Source organism: Caballeronia sp. TF1N1, from assembly GCF_022878925.1.
Classification (GTDB): domain Bacteria; phylum Pseudomonadota; class Gammaproteobacteria; order Burkholderiales; family Burkholderiaceae; genus Caballeronia.
Window position 1 is genome coordinate 1,323,751 of sequence record NZ_CP084627.1, and the last position, 14,362, is coordinate 1,338,112.

Annotated in this window: 11 protein-coding genes and 1 pseudogene; 7 read left to right on the plus strand and 5 right to left on the minus strand. The window is 62.8% G+C overall.

From position 1 onward, the window contains the following. Positions 1–74: 74 nt before the first annotated feature. From hpnA to LDZ28_RS20165, 3 genes are all read left to right on the plus strand, one after another. On the plus strand, positions 75–1,085 hold the full coding sequence (hpnA, locus tag LDZ28_RS20155) for a hopanoid-associated sugar epimerase (protein WP_244828856.1): 1,011 nt from the start codon (positions 75–77) through the stop codon (positions 1,083–1,085). Positions 1,086–1,307: 222 nt separating this feature from the next. After that, positions 1,308–3,560, plus strand: a complete 2,253-nt coding sequence (locus LDZ28_RS20160; RefSeq protein ID WP_244828857.1) for an NADP-dependent isocitrate dehydrogenase — start codon at positions 1,308–1,310, stop codon at positions 3,558–3,560. A gap of 196 nt (positions 3,561–3,756) precedes the next feature. Beyond that, a complete protein-coding gene (locus tag LDZ28_RS20165) occupies positions 3,757–4,272 on the plus strand; it encodes a hypothetical protein (RefSeq protein ID WP_244828858.1) in 516 nt (171 codons plus the stop codon). A gap of 16 nt (positions 4,273–4,288) precedes the next feature. Here LDZ28_RS20165 and LDZ28_RS20170 read toward each other — a convergent pair whose 3' ends face one another. Then, positions 4,289–5,491, minus strand: coding sequence for a glycosyltransferase (locus LDZ28_RS20170; RefSeq protein WP_244828859.1), 1,203 nt, complete (start codon positions 5,489–5,491; stop codon positions 4,289–4,291). Positions 5,492–5,954: 463 nt separating this feature from the next. On the opposite strand from LDZ28_RS20170, the gene ispH reads away from it, so the two are divergent. After that, positions 5,955–6,926: a 4-hydroxy-3-methylbut-2-enyl diphosphate reductase gene (ispH, locus tag LDZ28_RS20175; protein ID WP_244828860.1), complete on the plus strand. Its 972-nt coding sequence runs from the start codon at positions 5,955–5,957 to the stop codon at positions 6,924–6,926. A 13-nt stretch (positions 6,927–6,939) separates the two neighbouring features. Next, complete coding sequence (hpnH, locus tag LDZ28_RS20180; protein ID WP_244828861.1) at positions 6,940–8,094, plus strand: adenosyl-hopene transferase HpnH; 1,155 nt, start codon at positions 6,940–6,942, stop codon at positions 8,092–8,094. A gap of 62 nt (positions 8,095–8,156) precedes the next feature. On the opposite strand, the pseudogene LDZ28_RS20185 reads toward hpnH, so the two are convergent. Together LDZ28_RS20185 and LDZ28_RS20190 are read right to left on the minus strand one after the other, a co-directional pair. Then, positions 8,157–8,372, minus strand: a pseudogene (locus LDZ28_RS20185) (type II toxin-antitoxin system VapC family toxin); the annotation flags it as partial. 116 nt (positions 8,373–8,488) lie between these two features. Continuing rightward, positions 8,489–9,103 (minus strand): phospholipid-binding protein MlaC, encoded by a 615-nt coding sequence (locus LDZ28_RS20190; RefSeq protein WP_244828862.1) that lies wholly within the window; start codon positions 9,101–9,103, stop codon positions 8,489–8,491. Between the two features lie 255 nt (positions 9,104–9,358). Between LDZ28_RS20190 and LDZ28_RS20195 the strand changes: the two genes are divergently transcribed. Next, entirely contained in the window at positions 9,359–12,019 is a 2,661-nt protein-coding gene (locus LDZ28_RS20195) for an MMPL family transporter (protein ID WP_244828863.1), read from the plus strand. Continuing rightward, entirely contained in the window at positions 12,016–12,966 is a 951-nt protein-coding gene (locus tag LDZ28_RS20200; protein ID WP_244828864.1) for a VacJ family lipoprotein, read from the plus strand. The genes LDZ28_RS20195 and LDZ28_RS20200 overlap by 4 nt, the downstream gene beginning before the upstream one ends. A gap of 71 nt (positions 12,967–13,037) precedes the next feature. Here LDZ28_RS20200 and LDZ28_RS20205 read toward each other — a convergent pair whose 3' ends face one another. Together LDZ28_RS20205 and LDZ28_RS20210 are read right to left on the minus strand one after the other, a co-directional pair. Continuing rightward, positions 13,038–13,511 (minus strand): acyl-CoA thioesterase, encoded by a 474-nt coding sequence (locus LDZ28_RS20205; RefSeq protein WP_244828865.1) that lies wholly within the window; start codon positions 13,509–13,511, stop codon positions 13,038–13,040. A gap of 121 nt (positions 13,512–13,632) precedes the next feature. Continuing rightward, on the minus strand, positions 13,633–14,289 hold the full coding sequence (locus LDZ28_RS20210; RefSeq protein ID WP_244829734.1) for a phosphorylase: 657 nt from the start codon (positions 14,287–14,289) through the stop codon (positions 13,633–13,635). Positions 14,290–14,362: the final 73 nt, after the last annotated feature.

Consider the following 14,362-nt stretch of genomic DNA (forward strand, 5'->3'; position numbering starts at 1 on the left):
GTTCTTGACGCATCCATTGTCGCGCGGCACTTGTTACGAAAAAACGGCCGCGCAAATGTAAGGGCGAGGTAAGAATGACTGAATTTTCCGGCTCACGCGTGCTTGTCACGGGAGCCTCCGGTTTCGTGGGTTCGGCGGTTGCGCGGCTCGCGATCGAGCGCGGTTTCAAGGTGCGCGTGCTGGTCCGCGCCACGAGTCCGCGCAAGAACGTCGAAGCGCTCGATGCCGAGATCGTCGTCGGAGACATGCGCGACGAAGCCTCGATGCGCGCCGCGATGAAGGGCGTGCGCTATCTATTCCATGTGGCCGCCGATTACCGAATCTGGGCGCCGGACCCGGGCGAAATCGAGCGCGCGAACCTGCAGGGCACCGAGGCGACCATGCGCGCGGCGCTGGCCGAAGGCGTGGAGCGCATCGTCTACACGAGCAGCGTGGCGACGCTCAAGGTCACGAGTTCGGGCGCAATCTCGGATGAGACGAAGCCGTCGGACACGGCGAGCACCATTGGCGCGTACAAGCGCAGCAAGGTGATGGCGGAGCGCGCCGTCGAGCGCATGGTCGCGAACGACGCGTTACCGGCGGTGATCGTGAATCCTTCGACGCCCATCGGTCCGCGCGACGTGCGGCCGACGCCTACCGGGCGCATCATCGTGGAAGCGGCGACAGGGAAGATTCCCGCTTTCGTCGATACGGGCCTGAATCTCGTCCATGTCGATGATGTCGCCAACGGCCACTTTCTTGCGCTCGAACGCGGCAAGATCGGTGAACGTTATATTTTGGGGGGCGAGAATCTGCCATTGCAGCAGATGCTCGCGGACATCGCCGGATTCGTCGGGAGGAAGCCACCGACCATCAAGCTGCCGCGCGGGCCGCTTTATCCGCTCGCCGTGGGCGCGGAGATGTTCGCCAAGTTCAGCGGCAAGGAGCCGTTCGTGACGGTGGACGCGCTGCGCATGTCGAAGAACAAGATGTATTTCACGTCGGCAAAGGCGGAGCAGGAACTAGGCTACAGCGCGCGGCCGTATCGCGAAGGACTCAAAGACGCGCTCGACTGGTTCCGTGCGAACGGCTATCTGGGCAGTTGACGGCGCAACGTTCCGCATTGCGAGATCGGCTCAACTCTTCTATAAGACCTAAAAATTTCCAAGTTATTGATTTGAAATAAAAATGCTTCGATTTACGCCCGCGCGGCGACCAGCTTTCACACGCGCGCCCCTCAAAATCATGCAAAATAGCGGATTCACGGCCGGAAGGGTGAATGCAGCCGGCGCTTTTTTCCAACCTGTTCTGCGAAGTCGAGACAAGCGATGAGTAATCAGCAACCCACTATCATCTACACCCTGACCGACGAAGCTCCGCTGCTCGCAACCAGCGCCTTTCTGCCGGTCGTCCGCACTTTCATCGCGCCGGCCGGCGTCAATGTCGAAACGAGCGACATCTCGGTCGCCGCGCGTATCCTCGGCGAGTTTCCCGAGTTTCTGAGCGAAGAACAGCGCGTGCCGGACAACCTCGCCGAACTCGGCAAGCTCACGCAGTTCGAAGACACCAACATCATCAAGCTGCCGAACATCAGCGCGTCGCTGCATCAGCTGATCAGCGCGATCAAGGAATTGCAGTCGAAGGGCTACAAACTGCCCGACTACCCCGAAGAGCCGAAGAACGACGAAGAGAAGGCCATTCGTCAGCGCTACTCCAAGTGCCTCGGCTCGGCCGTGAATCCGGTGCTGCGCGAAGGCAACTCGGACCGCCGCGCGCCGCTCGCGGTCAAGAACTTTGCGAAGAAGCATCCGCACAGCATGGGCGAATGGAGCATGGCGTCGCGTACGCACGTCGCGCACATGAAGCATGGCGACTTCTATCACGGCGAAAAGTCCATCACCAACGACCAGGCTCGTGAAGTGCGCATGGAACTCGTCACGAAGCGCGGCGAAACCATCGTGTTGAAGCCGAAGGTCAAGCTGCAGGAAGGCGAGATCGTCGACAGCATGTTCATGAGCAAGAACGCGCTCGTGGCGTTCTACGAAGACCAGATGGAAGACGCGCACAAGACGGGCGTCATGCTTTCGCTGCACGTGAAGGCGACCATGATGAAGGTCTCGCACCCCATCGTGTTCGGTCATGCGGTCAAGGTGTTCTATAAAGACGCGTTCGCCAAGCACGCGAAGCTCTTCGAGGAACTCGGCGTCAATGTGAACAACGGCCTGGTCGATCTCTACTCGAAAATCGACACGCTGCCGGAATCGCAGCGCGATGAAGTCATCCGCGACCTGCACGCCTGTCATGAACATCGCCCGGCGCTCGCCATGGTCGATTCCGCTAAAGGCATCTCGAACCTGCACGCACCGAACGACGTGATCGTCGACGCGTCCATGCCCGCCATGATCCGCGCGGGCGGCAAGATGTGGGGCGCCGACGGCCGTCCGCAAGACACCAAGTGTCTGATCCCGGAAAGCACGTTCGCGCGCATCTATCAGGAAATCATCAACTTCTGCAAGACCAATGGCGCGTTCGATCCGCGCACCATGGGCACGGTGCCGAACGTCGGCCTGATGGCGCAGAAGGCCGAAGAATACGGCTCGCACGACAAGACTTTCGAAATCAGCGAAGCCGGCACGGCGCGTATCGTCGATAACGCGACCAACGAAGTGCTCGATTCGCTCACGCAGGAAGTCGAGCAAGGCGACATCTGGCGCATGTGTCTCGTGAAAGACGCGCCCATCCGCGACTGGGTCAAGCTCGCCGTCACGCGCGTGAAGAACTCGGGCACACCGGCCGTGTTCTGGCTCGACCCGTACCGTCCGCACGAAAACGAGCTCATCAAGAAGGTCGAGACGTATCTCAAGGACCATGACACCACGGGCCTCGACATCCAGATCATGTCGCAGGTGCGCGCCATGCGTTACACGCTCGAACGCGTGATCCGCGGCATGGACACGATCTCGGTGACGGGCAACATCCTGCGCGACTACCTGACCGACCTGTTCCCGATCATGGAACTCGGCACCAGCGCGAAGATGCTCTCCATCGTTCCGCTGATGGCGGGCGGCGGCCTGTACGAAACCGGCGCGGGCGGCTCGGCGCCGAAGCATGTCAAGCAACTGGTCGAAGAAAACCATTTGCGCTGGGATTCGCTCGGCGAGTTTCTGGCGCTGGCGGTATCGCTGGAAGAACTCGGCATCAAGAACGACAACGCGCGCGCGAAACTCGTCGCGAAGGCGCTGGATGCCGCCACCGGCAAGCTGCTCGACAACAACAAAAGCCCGTCGCCGAAGACCGGTCAGCTGGACAATCGCGGCAGCCAGTTCTATCTGGCCATGTACTGGGCGCAGGAACTCGCGAACCAGTCGGAAGACCGCGCACTCGCCGAACTGTTCGCGCCGCTCGCGAAGCAACTGGGCGACAACGAGCAGAAGATCATCGACGAACTCAACGCCGTGCAGGGCAATGCGGCGGATATCGGCGGGTACTATCAGCCGGACCCGGCCAAGCTCGAAACGGTGATGCGTCCGAGCAAGACGCTCAACGCAGCACTGACCGAAGCACAGGCACGCGCGAAGTAAAGTAGTCGGCGCCGTCTCGAAAGGCGTCTTCCGGAGCAATCCGGAAGACGCCTTTTTCTTTGGGGCGGGGAGCGGCGAAGCGCTTCATCGGCAGCCGTTTCCAAGCATTTCGTTACAACGTGTGCCCGGTGGCTCCTGACGGAGAAGGTAAAATCACGGTCTCGCTGCCAGCATCGAAAGACACAGATACCTTCGCATGAATCTACATGACCAGCTCGGCGCGCTGGAGTCGAGCCTCGACACGCTCCTCCAGTCCGCTACTTCTCCAGACGACCAACCCGCTCCGCTGCCCATGCGCGTGACGAGCGCGGAGCCCGTCGCGCCCGCTGCGGAACCCGCGCCGCTCGGCGCCGAAGCCGAGCGCGAGCAAGCCGCAAGACCCGCGGAAAAGCCTACGCTGACCGTCTCGCGCCCCGACCGCGATGCAATCGAAATGACGATCGCCGGCCAATCGGTGCTGTTGAGTCCCGAAGGCGTGTCGGAGCTGATCGAGGAATTGGCGAACGTGCGTGCATCGATGACGCCGGATCAGCCTGGCGGCATCGCGCCCGGCTGGCGTTTCGTGGCAACGAAAAACCCGCTGATGGCTGTGCAGAAGCACGCAAACGGGGATCGACTGCTCATCATGCGTCACGGCGGACACGGCTGGGTGCCGTTCACGTTCTCGCCGCACGCCGTCGTCGAGATGTATGCCCTTCTGACGAAGAAGTAACGCGCGTTCAAGTCGGTCAGGAGCCTTCCTGCGTCGGCGCCTGAACGCGCGCCTTCCACTGACCGCCCTTGCCGCTCCAGTAACGCACGGCCGAGCCGATCGTCGCGCTCACGTAGAACAGCGCCACCAGCGGCAGGAACGGCGCCCACAGCAGCGAACGCCGGTAGTAGCGCAGCATCGGCCCATACGCAATGCACATGAGCGCCCACGCCGCGCAGGCGGGCCAGGCACGCGCGCCCATCGTGAGCGCCAACAACGGCGGCGCGAGATAGATCACCACCATGCCCAGCACCGTACCCGCGAGCAGAAGCGGCGAGTAGCGCAACTGCGTGAACGCGGTGCGCGCGATCATGTTCCAGATTTCGCGCCAGTGATCGTACGGACGCAGCGACTCGCTCGATTCGGCCAGATCGAGCCGAATGGGCCGCGCGCCATTGCGCCCCGCGCGATGCTTGATGCGCGCGGCAAGACTGCAATCGTCGATGAGTTCCTGCCGGATCGACTCGATACCGCCCGCCTCCACCAGCGCCGAACGGCGCACCAGCATGCAGCCGCCGGCCGCACCCGAGGTCGTTTTCCGCACGTCGTTGACCCACGCGAACGGATACAGCTTCGCGAAGAAGAACACGAACGCTGGAACCAGCGCCTTCTCCCACGGCGAGTCGCAGCGCAGCCGCACCATCAGCGAGACGAGATCGCGGTCTTCTAAAATCGTGCGCGCGACGAGTTGCGTGGCGGCATCGGCCGGATGGTAGATGTCGGCATCGGTAAGCAGAAGGAATTCGGCGGGCAGGCCGAGCGAATCGATAGCACCGATGCCCTGCGACTGCGCCCATACCTTGCCCGACCAGCCAGGCGGCAACGGTTGCGCGGTGAGCACGGTCAGACGATCATCGAGCCCGAGATCGCGGGCGGCGGCGAGTGCGGCGGCGGCGGTGCCGTCGGTGCTGTGATCGTCCACGACGATCACGTGGAACGCGCCCGCGTAGTCTTGCCTGAGCAGCGAGCCGACCGCGCGGCCGATCACGTCGGCCTCGTTACGCGCGGGCACCACGGCCACGAGCGCCGGCCACGCGCCGCGCCGGGCGATTTCGGCTTTGCCGACCGCGTGCACGGTCGTCGCGGAAAGCGCGGGTGCGGGCTGGGCGCGCCAGAAGCCGCCACGGGCGAACAGCAACACGATCCAGATCAGAAATGACAGCCAGGCGATCAGTAGCATGAGATGAAAGTCGAAGGCGGCAGCTCGGACGACCGAGTGCGCTTGCGTTGAATCAGGTCGGATCAGGGATTGCAGCGGGCCGGGGCGTTGCGCCAAAAATACACGAAGGAATAACGCGCGAGGCACGCAAACAAGGCGCAAACGACGCAATCGCACCGTGGCGAGCGAGCGCCCCGCCCGGAGCACCCGACAGTTTAATGGGATATGCCGGTCGCCGTATTGCCGCGTGCCGCAAGGCTCAGCCGGAACGTATGCGACAAGCACCCATAAAGGGAACGAGTTAGAATACGCGGTCATCTTCGGCATGCAGACCGAACCCGGCACGTCGTTTTTTCCGGTCTGCATTCCTGGCTCGCCACGCCGCCCGTTTGCGGCATGGCCGGCACGATAATGTGGTCCCATGGAACGCGCGAGCATCGCGCCGCCTGATCCGAAACCCGCGCCAGTCGGAGTTCGTTCGAATATGCGTATCATCCTTGCTCAACCCCGCGGCTTTTGTGCGGGCGTGGTTCGCGCGATCGAAATCGTCGATCGGGCGCTGGAACGGCATGGCGCACCGGTGTATGTGCGTCACGAGATCGTTCACAACCGTCATGTCGTAGACAATCTGCGCGGCAAGGGCGCACGTTTCGTCGAGGAGCTCGACGAGGTGCCACACGGCGCGGTCGCCATTTTCAGCGCGCATGGCGTCGCGAAGAAGGTGGAGAAAGACGCGCTGTCACGCGGGCTCGACGTGCTGGACGCCACTTGCCCGCTCGTCACCAAAGTTCACGTGCAGGGCCGGCAGTATGTCTCGCAAGGCCGTACACTCATTCTGATCGGGCATGCGGGGCATCCGGAAGTGGAAGGCACCATCGGGCAGATTCCGGGCGAGGTCGTGCTGGTGCAAAGCGAGGCGGAAGTGGACACGCTCGCTTTGCCCGTCGATGCCCCGGTCGCCTATGTCACGCAGACCACGCTTTCGGTGGATGACACACGCGGCATCATCGACGCCTTGCAGCGCCGTTTCACCGATATCGTGGGCCCGGACACGCGCGACATTTGTTATGCCACGCAGAATCGCCAGGCCGCCGTGCGCGAGTTGAGCACTCAGGTCGATGTCTTGCTCGTAGTAGGCGCCACGAACAGTTCCAATTCGAACCGGCTGCGCGAGATCGGCGCGGAAACCGGCGTGCCGAGTTATCTCGTCGCCGATGGTTCGGAAGTCAAGGCCGAATGGTTTGCAAAGGCGCAGACTGTCGGCATCACCGCGGGTGCTTCGGCGCCCGAGGAAATGGTCAAACATGTGATCGATGCCCTGCGCGCGTTCGGCCACGTCGAAGTCACGACGATGGAAGGCCGCGAGGAAAAGGTCGAATTCAAACTCCCCGCGAAGCTGTTGCAACCGCTCGCCGCCCTGGCGACCACGGCAGCGACGGCCACCCGCGAAGAATAAGGAGAGCAAGCAATTGTCTATTCCGCTGCTTCAGAAAGTCCGCGTTGGCGCCTATATCTTTCGCCAGCATTTTTCGCGCAACAAGCGCTACCCGCTTGCACTGATGCTCGAACCGCTGTTCCGCTGCAATCTGGCGTGCAACGGCTGCGGCAAGATCGACTATCCGGATCCCATTCTCAACCAGCGTCTGTCGCTGGAAGAGTGCCTGGGCGCGGTCGACGAGTGCAACGCGCCGGTCGTTTCCATCGCGGGCGGCGAGCCGCTCTTGCACAAGGAGATGCCGCAGGTCGTGAAGGGCATCATCGCGCGCAAGAAGTTCGTGTATCTCTGTACGAACGCGCTGTTGATGGAAAAGAAGATGGACGATTACGAGCCGAGCCCGTACTTCGTCTGGTCCGTTCACCTCGATGGCGACCAGCAGGCGCACGATCACTCGGTATCGCAAGACGGCGTCTACGACAAGGCCGTGAAGGCGATCAAGGAAGCGAAGCGGCGCGGTTTCCGCGTGAACATCAATTGCACGCTGTTCAACGACGCCAATCCCGATCGCGTCGCCAAGTTCTTCGATACGCTCGGTCCGATGGGCGTGGACGGCATCACGGTGTCGCCCGGCTATGCTTATGAACGCGCGCCGGATCAGCAGCACTTCCTGAACCGCGACAAGACCAAGACGTTGTTCCGCGAGATTTTCAAGCGCGGCAACAACGGCAAGAATTGGTCCTTCAGCCAGTCGGCCATGTTCCTGGACTTCCTCGCGGGCAACCAGACGTATCAGTGCACGCCGTGGGGCAACCCGGCGCGCACGGTATTTGGCTGGCAGCGTCCGTGTTATCTGCTCGGTGAAGGTTACGCGAAGACCTTCAAGGAACTGATGGAAACCACCGAGTGGGAAAAGTACGGCACGGGCAACTACGAGAAGTGTGCTGACTGCATGGTGCATAGCGGCTTCGAAGCCACCGCCGTGATGGATACCGTGGCGCATCCGCTGAAGGCGCTTGGTGTGTCGATGCGCGGCCCGCGTACGGAAGGCGCGTACGCGAAGGATCTGCCGATCGACAAGCAGCGTCCGGCCGAGTACGTCTTCTCGAAGCACGTCGAGATCAAGCTGGAAGAGATCGGGCGGATGTCGAAGGGCAAGGGATCGAAGGCAGCCGCCGCGGCGCATTAGTGGCCGAGGGTGATTGATGGAAGGGCGGATGACTCTGGTTGTCCGCCCTTTTTGTTTTCGGGTTACCAAATGGTCTTGACGTGTTGATAGTCGCGAATTCTCCGGTCCTTCGTGACCAGAGGTGCAGAAAGCGAACGCGCCGTCGCCACGATCATGCGGTCTGCCGGATCTTTGTGGAACTCGCCCGGCAAATCGGCGGATTTGACTGCGATGTTTCGGTCCACTGGGACGAAGCGCACGCCTTCTATTCGACTCACTTTGTCGAGCCAGTCGCCAACGTAACGGGACAAGCGCGTCATAAACAAAAAAACGCGACGGCTCATCACCGTCGCGCTTCTTGTTACATGAGTCTGGCTGGTGCAGGTGGCGTCGCAGGCGCTATTGCGCCTCCATGTCACCCCGCCGAGCGCGAATTGTGCTCCGACAGATACTTGATCAGCCCATCGACACCGTCTTTCTGCAGTTGCCCCGCGAATTGTTGCTGATAGACCTGGATGAGCCACGCGCCCATCATGTCGATGTCGTAGATTTTCCAGCCTTGCGCCGTCTTACCCAATCTGTAACGCACCGGATTGTCGCCGCCAGTCGAAACGACGTGCGATTCGACCACGACGTCGCGCGCGTTCGCATCGGCCTTGGGCGACTCGAAGCTAAACTTGACGTCCTGATCGCGTAATTGCGACAACGAAGCCGCGTAGGTCCGCACAAGCAACGTCTGGAACTGGTCGTAAAGCTGTTTCTGCTGCTCGGGCGTGGCGCTGGCCCATGCCTTGCCCACCGCTATGCGCGTCGTGCGCTGGAAGTCGGTGGCGGGCAAAAAGCGCGTTTGCACGAGTTGTGTGATCTTCGCCATGTCGCCGCCGCGCGCTTGCGGGTCGGCCTTCATCGCGTCGACGGTGCCTTCGACAGCGGCCTTGACGACGGCGTCGGGGCTAGTTTGCGCGAAAGCCTCGCCGGACAGGCCGAGGGCAAGGAGAAATGCGAAGCAAATGGACAGATAGCGTTTCATGGCACCCGTTCTCTGAATGAGTTCTGAGGTTGGAATTGGTATGGGGACGGCGCAATACCCGGTAACGCCGATGCAGCCGGCACGCGTCGAGCCAGTATATCGACACGCGGGGGCATCGACAGTTCAAGACGCATGGCGCGTTCGTGCCCGGCATCGACCGGTATACTTGCGCGGCATCGCCGGACGCCGGCGCGCATCATCTCGCCGGCAGCACGCGGCCCGCAAAAATAACAGGACACACCAGGTAGCGTCTTCATGCTGACGTCCAACATTACTCGCTTCGTCACCATCGCCATACGCCGTCCGGCGTGGATTATCGCCATTTCGCTGCTGCTCGGCGTGCTGAGCACGATTTATGTCGTCCATCACTTCAAGATCAGCACCGATGTCAGTCAACTCATCGAGAACGAGCCGGAGTGGGCCGCGCGCAGCAAGGCAATCGACGCCGCGTTTCCGCAGCGCGGGGCCACGCTACTGATCGTCGTCGAAGCCGCGGCCCCCGAATTCGCCGATGCCGCCGCGAACGAACTCGCCGCCGCGCTCAAGCAGGAGCCGGCGCGCTTCAAGTCGGTGTCGCACCCTTCAGGCGGCGATTTCTTCGAGCACAACGGCCTTTTGTACTTACCCACCGCCAAGGTCGACGAAGTCACGAAGCAGCTCGTGCAGGCGCGTCCGCTCATCAACACGCTCGCGCACGACCCGACACTCACCGGCCTCGCGCAGACGCTAAATACCACGCTCAATGTGCCGCTGCTGACAGGCCAGATCAATCTCGGCCAGATGGCCAGCTTGCTCGGCAAGAGCGCGACCGTGCTCGACGGCGTGCTGGCCAATCAGCCGGTTGCCTTCTCTTGGCGCGACGTGGCGGATTCCGCAAAGAGCACCGGACCGGCGCGCGCCTTCGTCACCGTGTTGCCGGAACTCGATTTCAACGCGCTCAAGGCGGCGGCGGGCTCATCGGACGAAATTCGCGCCGTGGCGGCCAGGCTGAACCTTGACAAGAAGTACGGCGCGACGCTGCATCTGACCGGCGCGCAACCCCTCGCCGACGAAGAATTCGCCTCTGTGGCCGATGGCGCCGAGCTCAACGGCATCCTCACGTTCCTGGTCGTACTGGTCATTCTGTGGGTTGCGTTGCGCTCCAAGCGCATGATTCTCGCGGTGTTCATCACGCTCTTCGTCGGGCTCGCGATCACGGCCGCGCTCGGCCTCATGATGGTCCACGCGCTCAACATGATCTCGGTCGCGTTCATGGTGCTGTTCGTGGGTCTGGGCGTGGACTTCGGCATTCAGTTCGGCGTGAAATACCGCGAGGAACGGCACAAGCACAAGCGGCTCGACGTGGCGCTCGCCGAAACCGCGCGGCATGTGGCCGTGCCGCTGACGCTCGCCGCCACCGCGACTGCCGCAAGCTTCTTCTCCTTTCTGCCGACCGCGTATCGCGGCGTGTCGGAACTCGGGTTGATTGCGGGCGTCGGCATGTTCGTCGCGTATATCACCAACATGACCTTGCTGCCCGCGCTCATCAAGGTGTTTGCGCCGCCGGGCGAAGCAAGCGCGCCGGGCTTTCCGGTGCTCGCTCCCGTCGATGAATTCCTCGACCGGCATCGCAAGCCGGTGCTGATCGGCACGCTCGTCGTCGTGATCGGCGCGTTGCCGCTCCTGTTCCATCTGCACTTCGACTTCAACCCGCTCCATCTGAAAGATCCGCATACGGAGTCGATGGCGACACTCGCCTCGCTCAAGGATTCACCCGAGGGCGCGGTCAACGATGTCGCGGTGCTCGCGCCTTCGCTAGCGGAAGCGGATCGCATCGCGGCGAAGCTCCAGAAGCTGCCGGAAGTGGATCGCGCGACCACGTTGTCGTCGCTGATTCCGGCCGATCAGCCGGCAAAGCTCGCGCTCATCAAGGCTGCCGCCGATCAGTTGCTGCCGGCGCTGAACCAGCCGGTGGCATCGCCCGTGACGGATGAAGTGCGCGTCGCCACGCTCAAGCGCGTCGCGGGTGCGCTGTCGCTCGCGGCCGACGATCACCCCGGCGCGGGCGCGGCCGAAGCGCAGCATCTCTCGGCCACGCTCAAGAAGCTCGCCGCCGCCGATGCCGCCACGCGCGATCGCGCCGACCACGCGATGGCCGAGCCATTGCGCCTCGCGCTCAGCCAGTTGCGCGCGCTGTTGCAGCCGGTCGAGATCACGCGCGCCACCTTGCCGCCGCAAATGGTCGAGACGTGGGTTACGCCGAGTGGTCAGGCGCTCGTCGATGTCTCGCCGAAAGTGCCGCCGGGCGCCGATCCGAACGACGACACCCTGCTCGCCCGTTTCGCAGATGCCGTGCGCCACGCCGAGCCGAACGCCATAGGCGGTCCGATCTCCGTGCGCCATTCGGCCGAAACGATCATCAAGGCGTTCCAGCAGGCGGCGATCTACTCGCTGATCGCGATCACCGTGCTGTTGTGGATCGCCTTGCGCCGTTTGGGCGATGTTTTACGAACTTTGGTACCGTTGCTCGTCTCCGCGATCGTCACGCTGGAACTGTGCGTCGTCTTCAGGATGCCGCTCAACTTTGCGAACATCATCGCGTTGCCGCTCATGCTGGGCGTCGGCGTGGCGTTCAAGATCTATTTCGTGATGGCGTGGCGCTCCGGCCAGACGCGCTTGCTGCAATCGAGTCTCACGCATGCCGTGATGTTCAGCGCGGCAACGACCGCAACCGCGTTCGGCAGTCTGTGGTTTTCGCATCACCCCGGCACATCCAGCATGGGGCGGCTGCTCGCGCTGTCGCTTTTGTGCACGCTGATCGGCGCCGTGGTATTTCAGCCGGTATTGATGGGCAAGCCCCGCCGTGTACGCGCAGCCGATCGGGCGAAGCTGCGCGCGAGCCAGCGGCACGACAACCTAAGAGGAATCGAAGAATGAGAACGGCTTTAGCCGCTGGTGCGCATCGCAAGCTGGCCACGAGTGTGGTGATTGCGAGCGCGCTTTTGGTCGCGGGATGCGCGACCGGACCGGACCGCAATCCGCGCGATCCGCTCGAACCGATGAACCGCACGATCTTCAAATTCAACGACACGCTCGATACCTACGTCGCGAAGCCGGTTGCGCAGTTCTATGTGGACTACACGCCGAGCCCGTTCCGCACGGCTGTCAGCAACTTCTTTTCAAATATCGGCGACTTCAGCAACTTCGCCAACAACCTGCTGCAACTGAAGATCACGGACGCCACGCAGGATTTGATGCGGATCGCCATCAACTCGGTGTTCGGTCTTGGCGGTTTGATCGACATTGCATCGCCGGCCGGTTTGCCCAAGCATCATCAGGACTTCGGTTTGACACTTGGACACTACGGCGTGCCGTCCGGTCCGTATCTCGTGATTCCGCTGCTCGGCCCGAGTTCGTTCCGGGACTCGACGACGTGGCTCGTCGACTGGCGCGTGAACCCGATCAGCTACGCGGATAACGAAATCCGCTGGCCGCTGTACGGCATCAATTTCGTGAGCGCGCGGGCCGATCTGATCGGCGCGACGGATCTTCTCTCGCAGGCCGCGCTCGACAAATACGCCTTCGTGCGCGATGCCTACACGCAGCGCCGGCAGTACTTGTTGACGGGCGGCGGGACGGCGACGTTGCCCGATTATGGCGATGAAGGCGCATCCGCCCCCGATGCCGCGAGCGCGCCGGGCGTTCCTGGCGCGACGGGCGGCGGCAGCGCCGCGCAAGGTCTGCCGAATTACGCCGATCCGGGCGCGGCCGCCGCGCCAGCGGGCGGCATGGGCGGCAAGTCGCCAGCGCCGGCGGAAACCACGCCGTCGAGTTCGAGCAAGGATCAAGACGTGCCGCAGTACGAAGATCCGGGCGCGAAGTAAGCCTGTCTTGCAGAGGCTTTTCTCAGCCTCAAAATTGAAACGGGCGCTTTGCAGCGCCCGTTTCAATTGCCTCAGTGCGTTTCTTCCGCGGCTTCCTGCATGCCGTAGTCATCGCTCGATGCCTTCGGCGCTTCCACCACGCGCTGGTCGCGTCGATAGGCTTCGAACAACTCGTCCGCATAGCGAATCGCCGTGCGGCCATGCGGCGCCGGGTCGCCTTGCGCGTCGAGGTTCACGAACACCATTTTCTCGACCGTGAGAATGCTCTTGCGCGTGATCTTGTTGCGCACTTCGGCGCGCAGCGTGATCGAGGTGCGGCCGAAATGCGTCGCGGTAATTCCCAGTTCGATGATGTCGCCCTGCCGCGCCGACGCCAGAAAATTGATCTCCGACATGAACTTGGTCACGACGCGCTGATTGCCCAGTTGCGAGATGGCATAGATCGCGGCTTCCTCGTCGATCCAGCGCAGCAGGCTGCCGCCGAACAAGGTGCCGTTCGGATTCAGGTCTTCGGGCTTGACCCATTTGCGAGTGTGAAAATTCATTTGCGCTTCCTTTTCTGCTGACCCTGCGCACGTGACTGATCGCACGCAGTTTTGTTAGGGTTTTCCCTGATTATACGCAGATGCGGGTTAACCCGCAGAAAGCAAGCGGCACGTTACGCGGTCAATCGAACGCTAGTGCATGCGCGGTTTCAAGCGCGTGACGCGCTTGTACGAGCGATGTTCGCGCGGCGCGGGCATCGGCGGCGAGACGCAGCATGGCGCTCAGTTGCGCGGGCTGACGCGCGAGTTCTCGCAGTATCGGACCGATGGCCGTGGTGCCGTCATCGCGCAAACCAGCCGTGGCCGCGGGCGGCAGCGTGCGCCATGCCGGATCGACAATCGCGCGGCACACGGCGAACGGCAGACCGCGCGCGAGGGCAATCGCCCCGGCGATATGCGATTCCATATCCACCGCGAGCGCGCCCGTCGACGAATGCAACGAGCGTTTCTCCGCTTCGCTCTTGACCGGCGCGGCGACGCCGGCCATGACGCCGCGCCGCGTGAGGCGCTGTAGCGGCGTGCCCGCGAAGGCATCGACGATACGCGCGGACCAGGCGTCGTCGGTACGCAATTCGCCGAAGGGTCCGCACACGCTGCTGGCCACGACGAGCGCGCCCGGCTCCAGATCGGGCGCGAGTCCGCCCGCTGTTCCGAAGCTGATGACACCCGTGCAGCCGCGCGAAATAGCGTCCGACAACGCGCGCTCCAGCCAGTCAGAGCGCGCCGCGAACACGACTTCCACGCCGCGTCCGCGCACGATCTTCGCCTCGAACGCCATGCCGGTCACGGCAATGACAGGCAAGCCGCCCGCCGCGTGGCGCAATGCGTGGAGCGAGCGCGCGTCGGGCGCG

Coding starts and splice junctions, on each gene's coding strand:
- LDZ28_RS20205 (WP_244828865.1), bottom strand. CDS start 13,511: ATGAATTTTCACACTCGCAAATGGGTCAAGCCCGAAGACCTGAATCCG.
- LDZ28_RS20190 (WP_244828862.1), bottom strand. CDS start 9,103: ATGAAACGCTATCTGTCCATTTGCTTCGCATTTCTCCTTGCCCTCGGC.
- hpnA (WP_244828856.1), top strand. CDS start 75: ATGACTGAATTTTCCGGCTCACGCGTGCTTGTCACGGGAGCCTCCGGT.
- LDZ28_RS20200 (WP_244828864.1), top strand. CDS start 12,016: ATGAGAACGGCTTTAGCCGCTGGTGCGCATCGCAAGCTGGCCACGAGT.
- LDZ28_RS20210 (WP_244829734.1), bottom strand. CDS start 14,289: ATGGCGTTCGAGGCGAAGATCGTGCGCGGACGCGGCGTGGAAGTCGTG.
- ispH (WP_244828860.1), top strand. CDS start 5,955: ATGCGTATCATCCTTGCTCAACCCCGCGGCTTTTGTGCGGGCGTGGTT.
- LDZ28_RS20170 (WP_244828859.1), bottom strand. CDS start 5,491: ATGCTACTGATCGCCTGGCTGTCATTTCTGATCTGGATCGTGTTGCTG.
- LDZ28_RS20195 (WP_244828863.1), top strand. CDS start 9,359: ATGCTGACGTCCAACATTACTCGCTTCGTCACCATCGCCATACGCCGT.
- LDZ28_RS20160 (WP_244828857.1), top strand. CDS start 1,308: ATGAGTAATCAGCAACCCACTATCATCTACACCCTGACCGACGAAGCT.
- LDZ28_RS20165 (WP_244828858.1), top strand. CDS start 3,757: ATGAATCTACATGACCAGCTCGGCGCGCTGGAGTCGAGCCTCGACACG.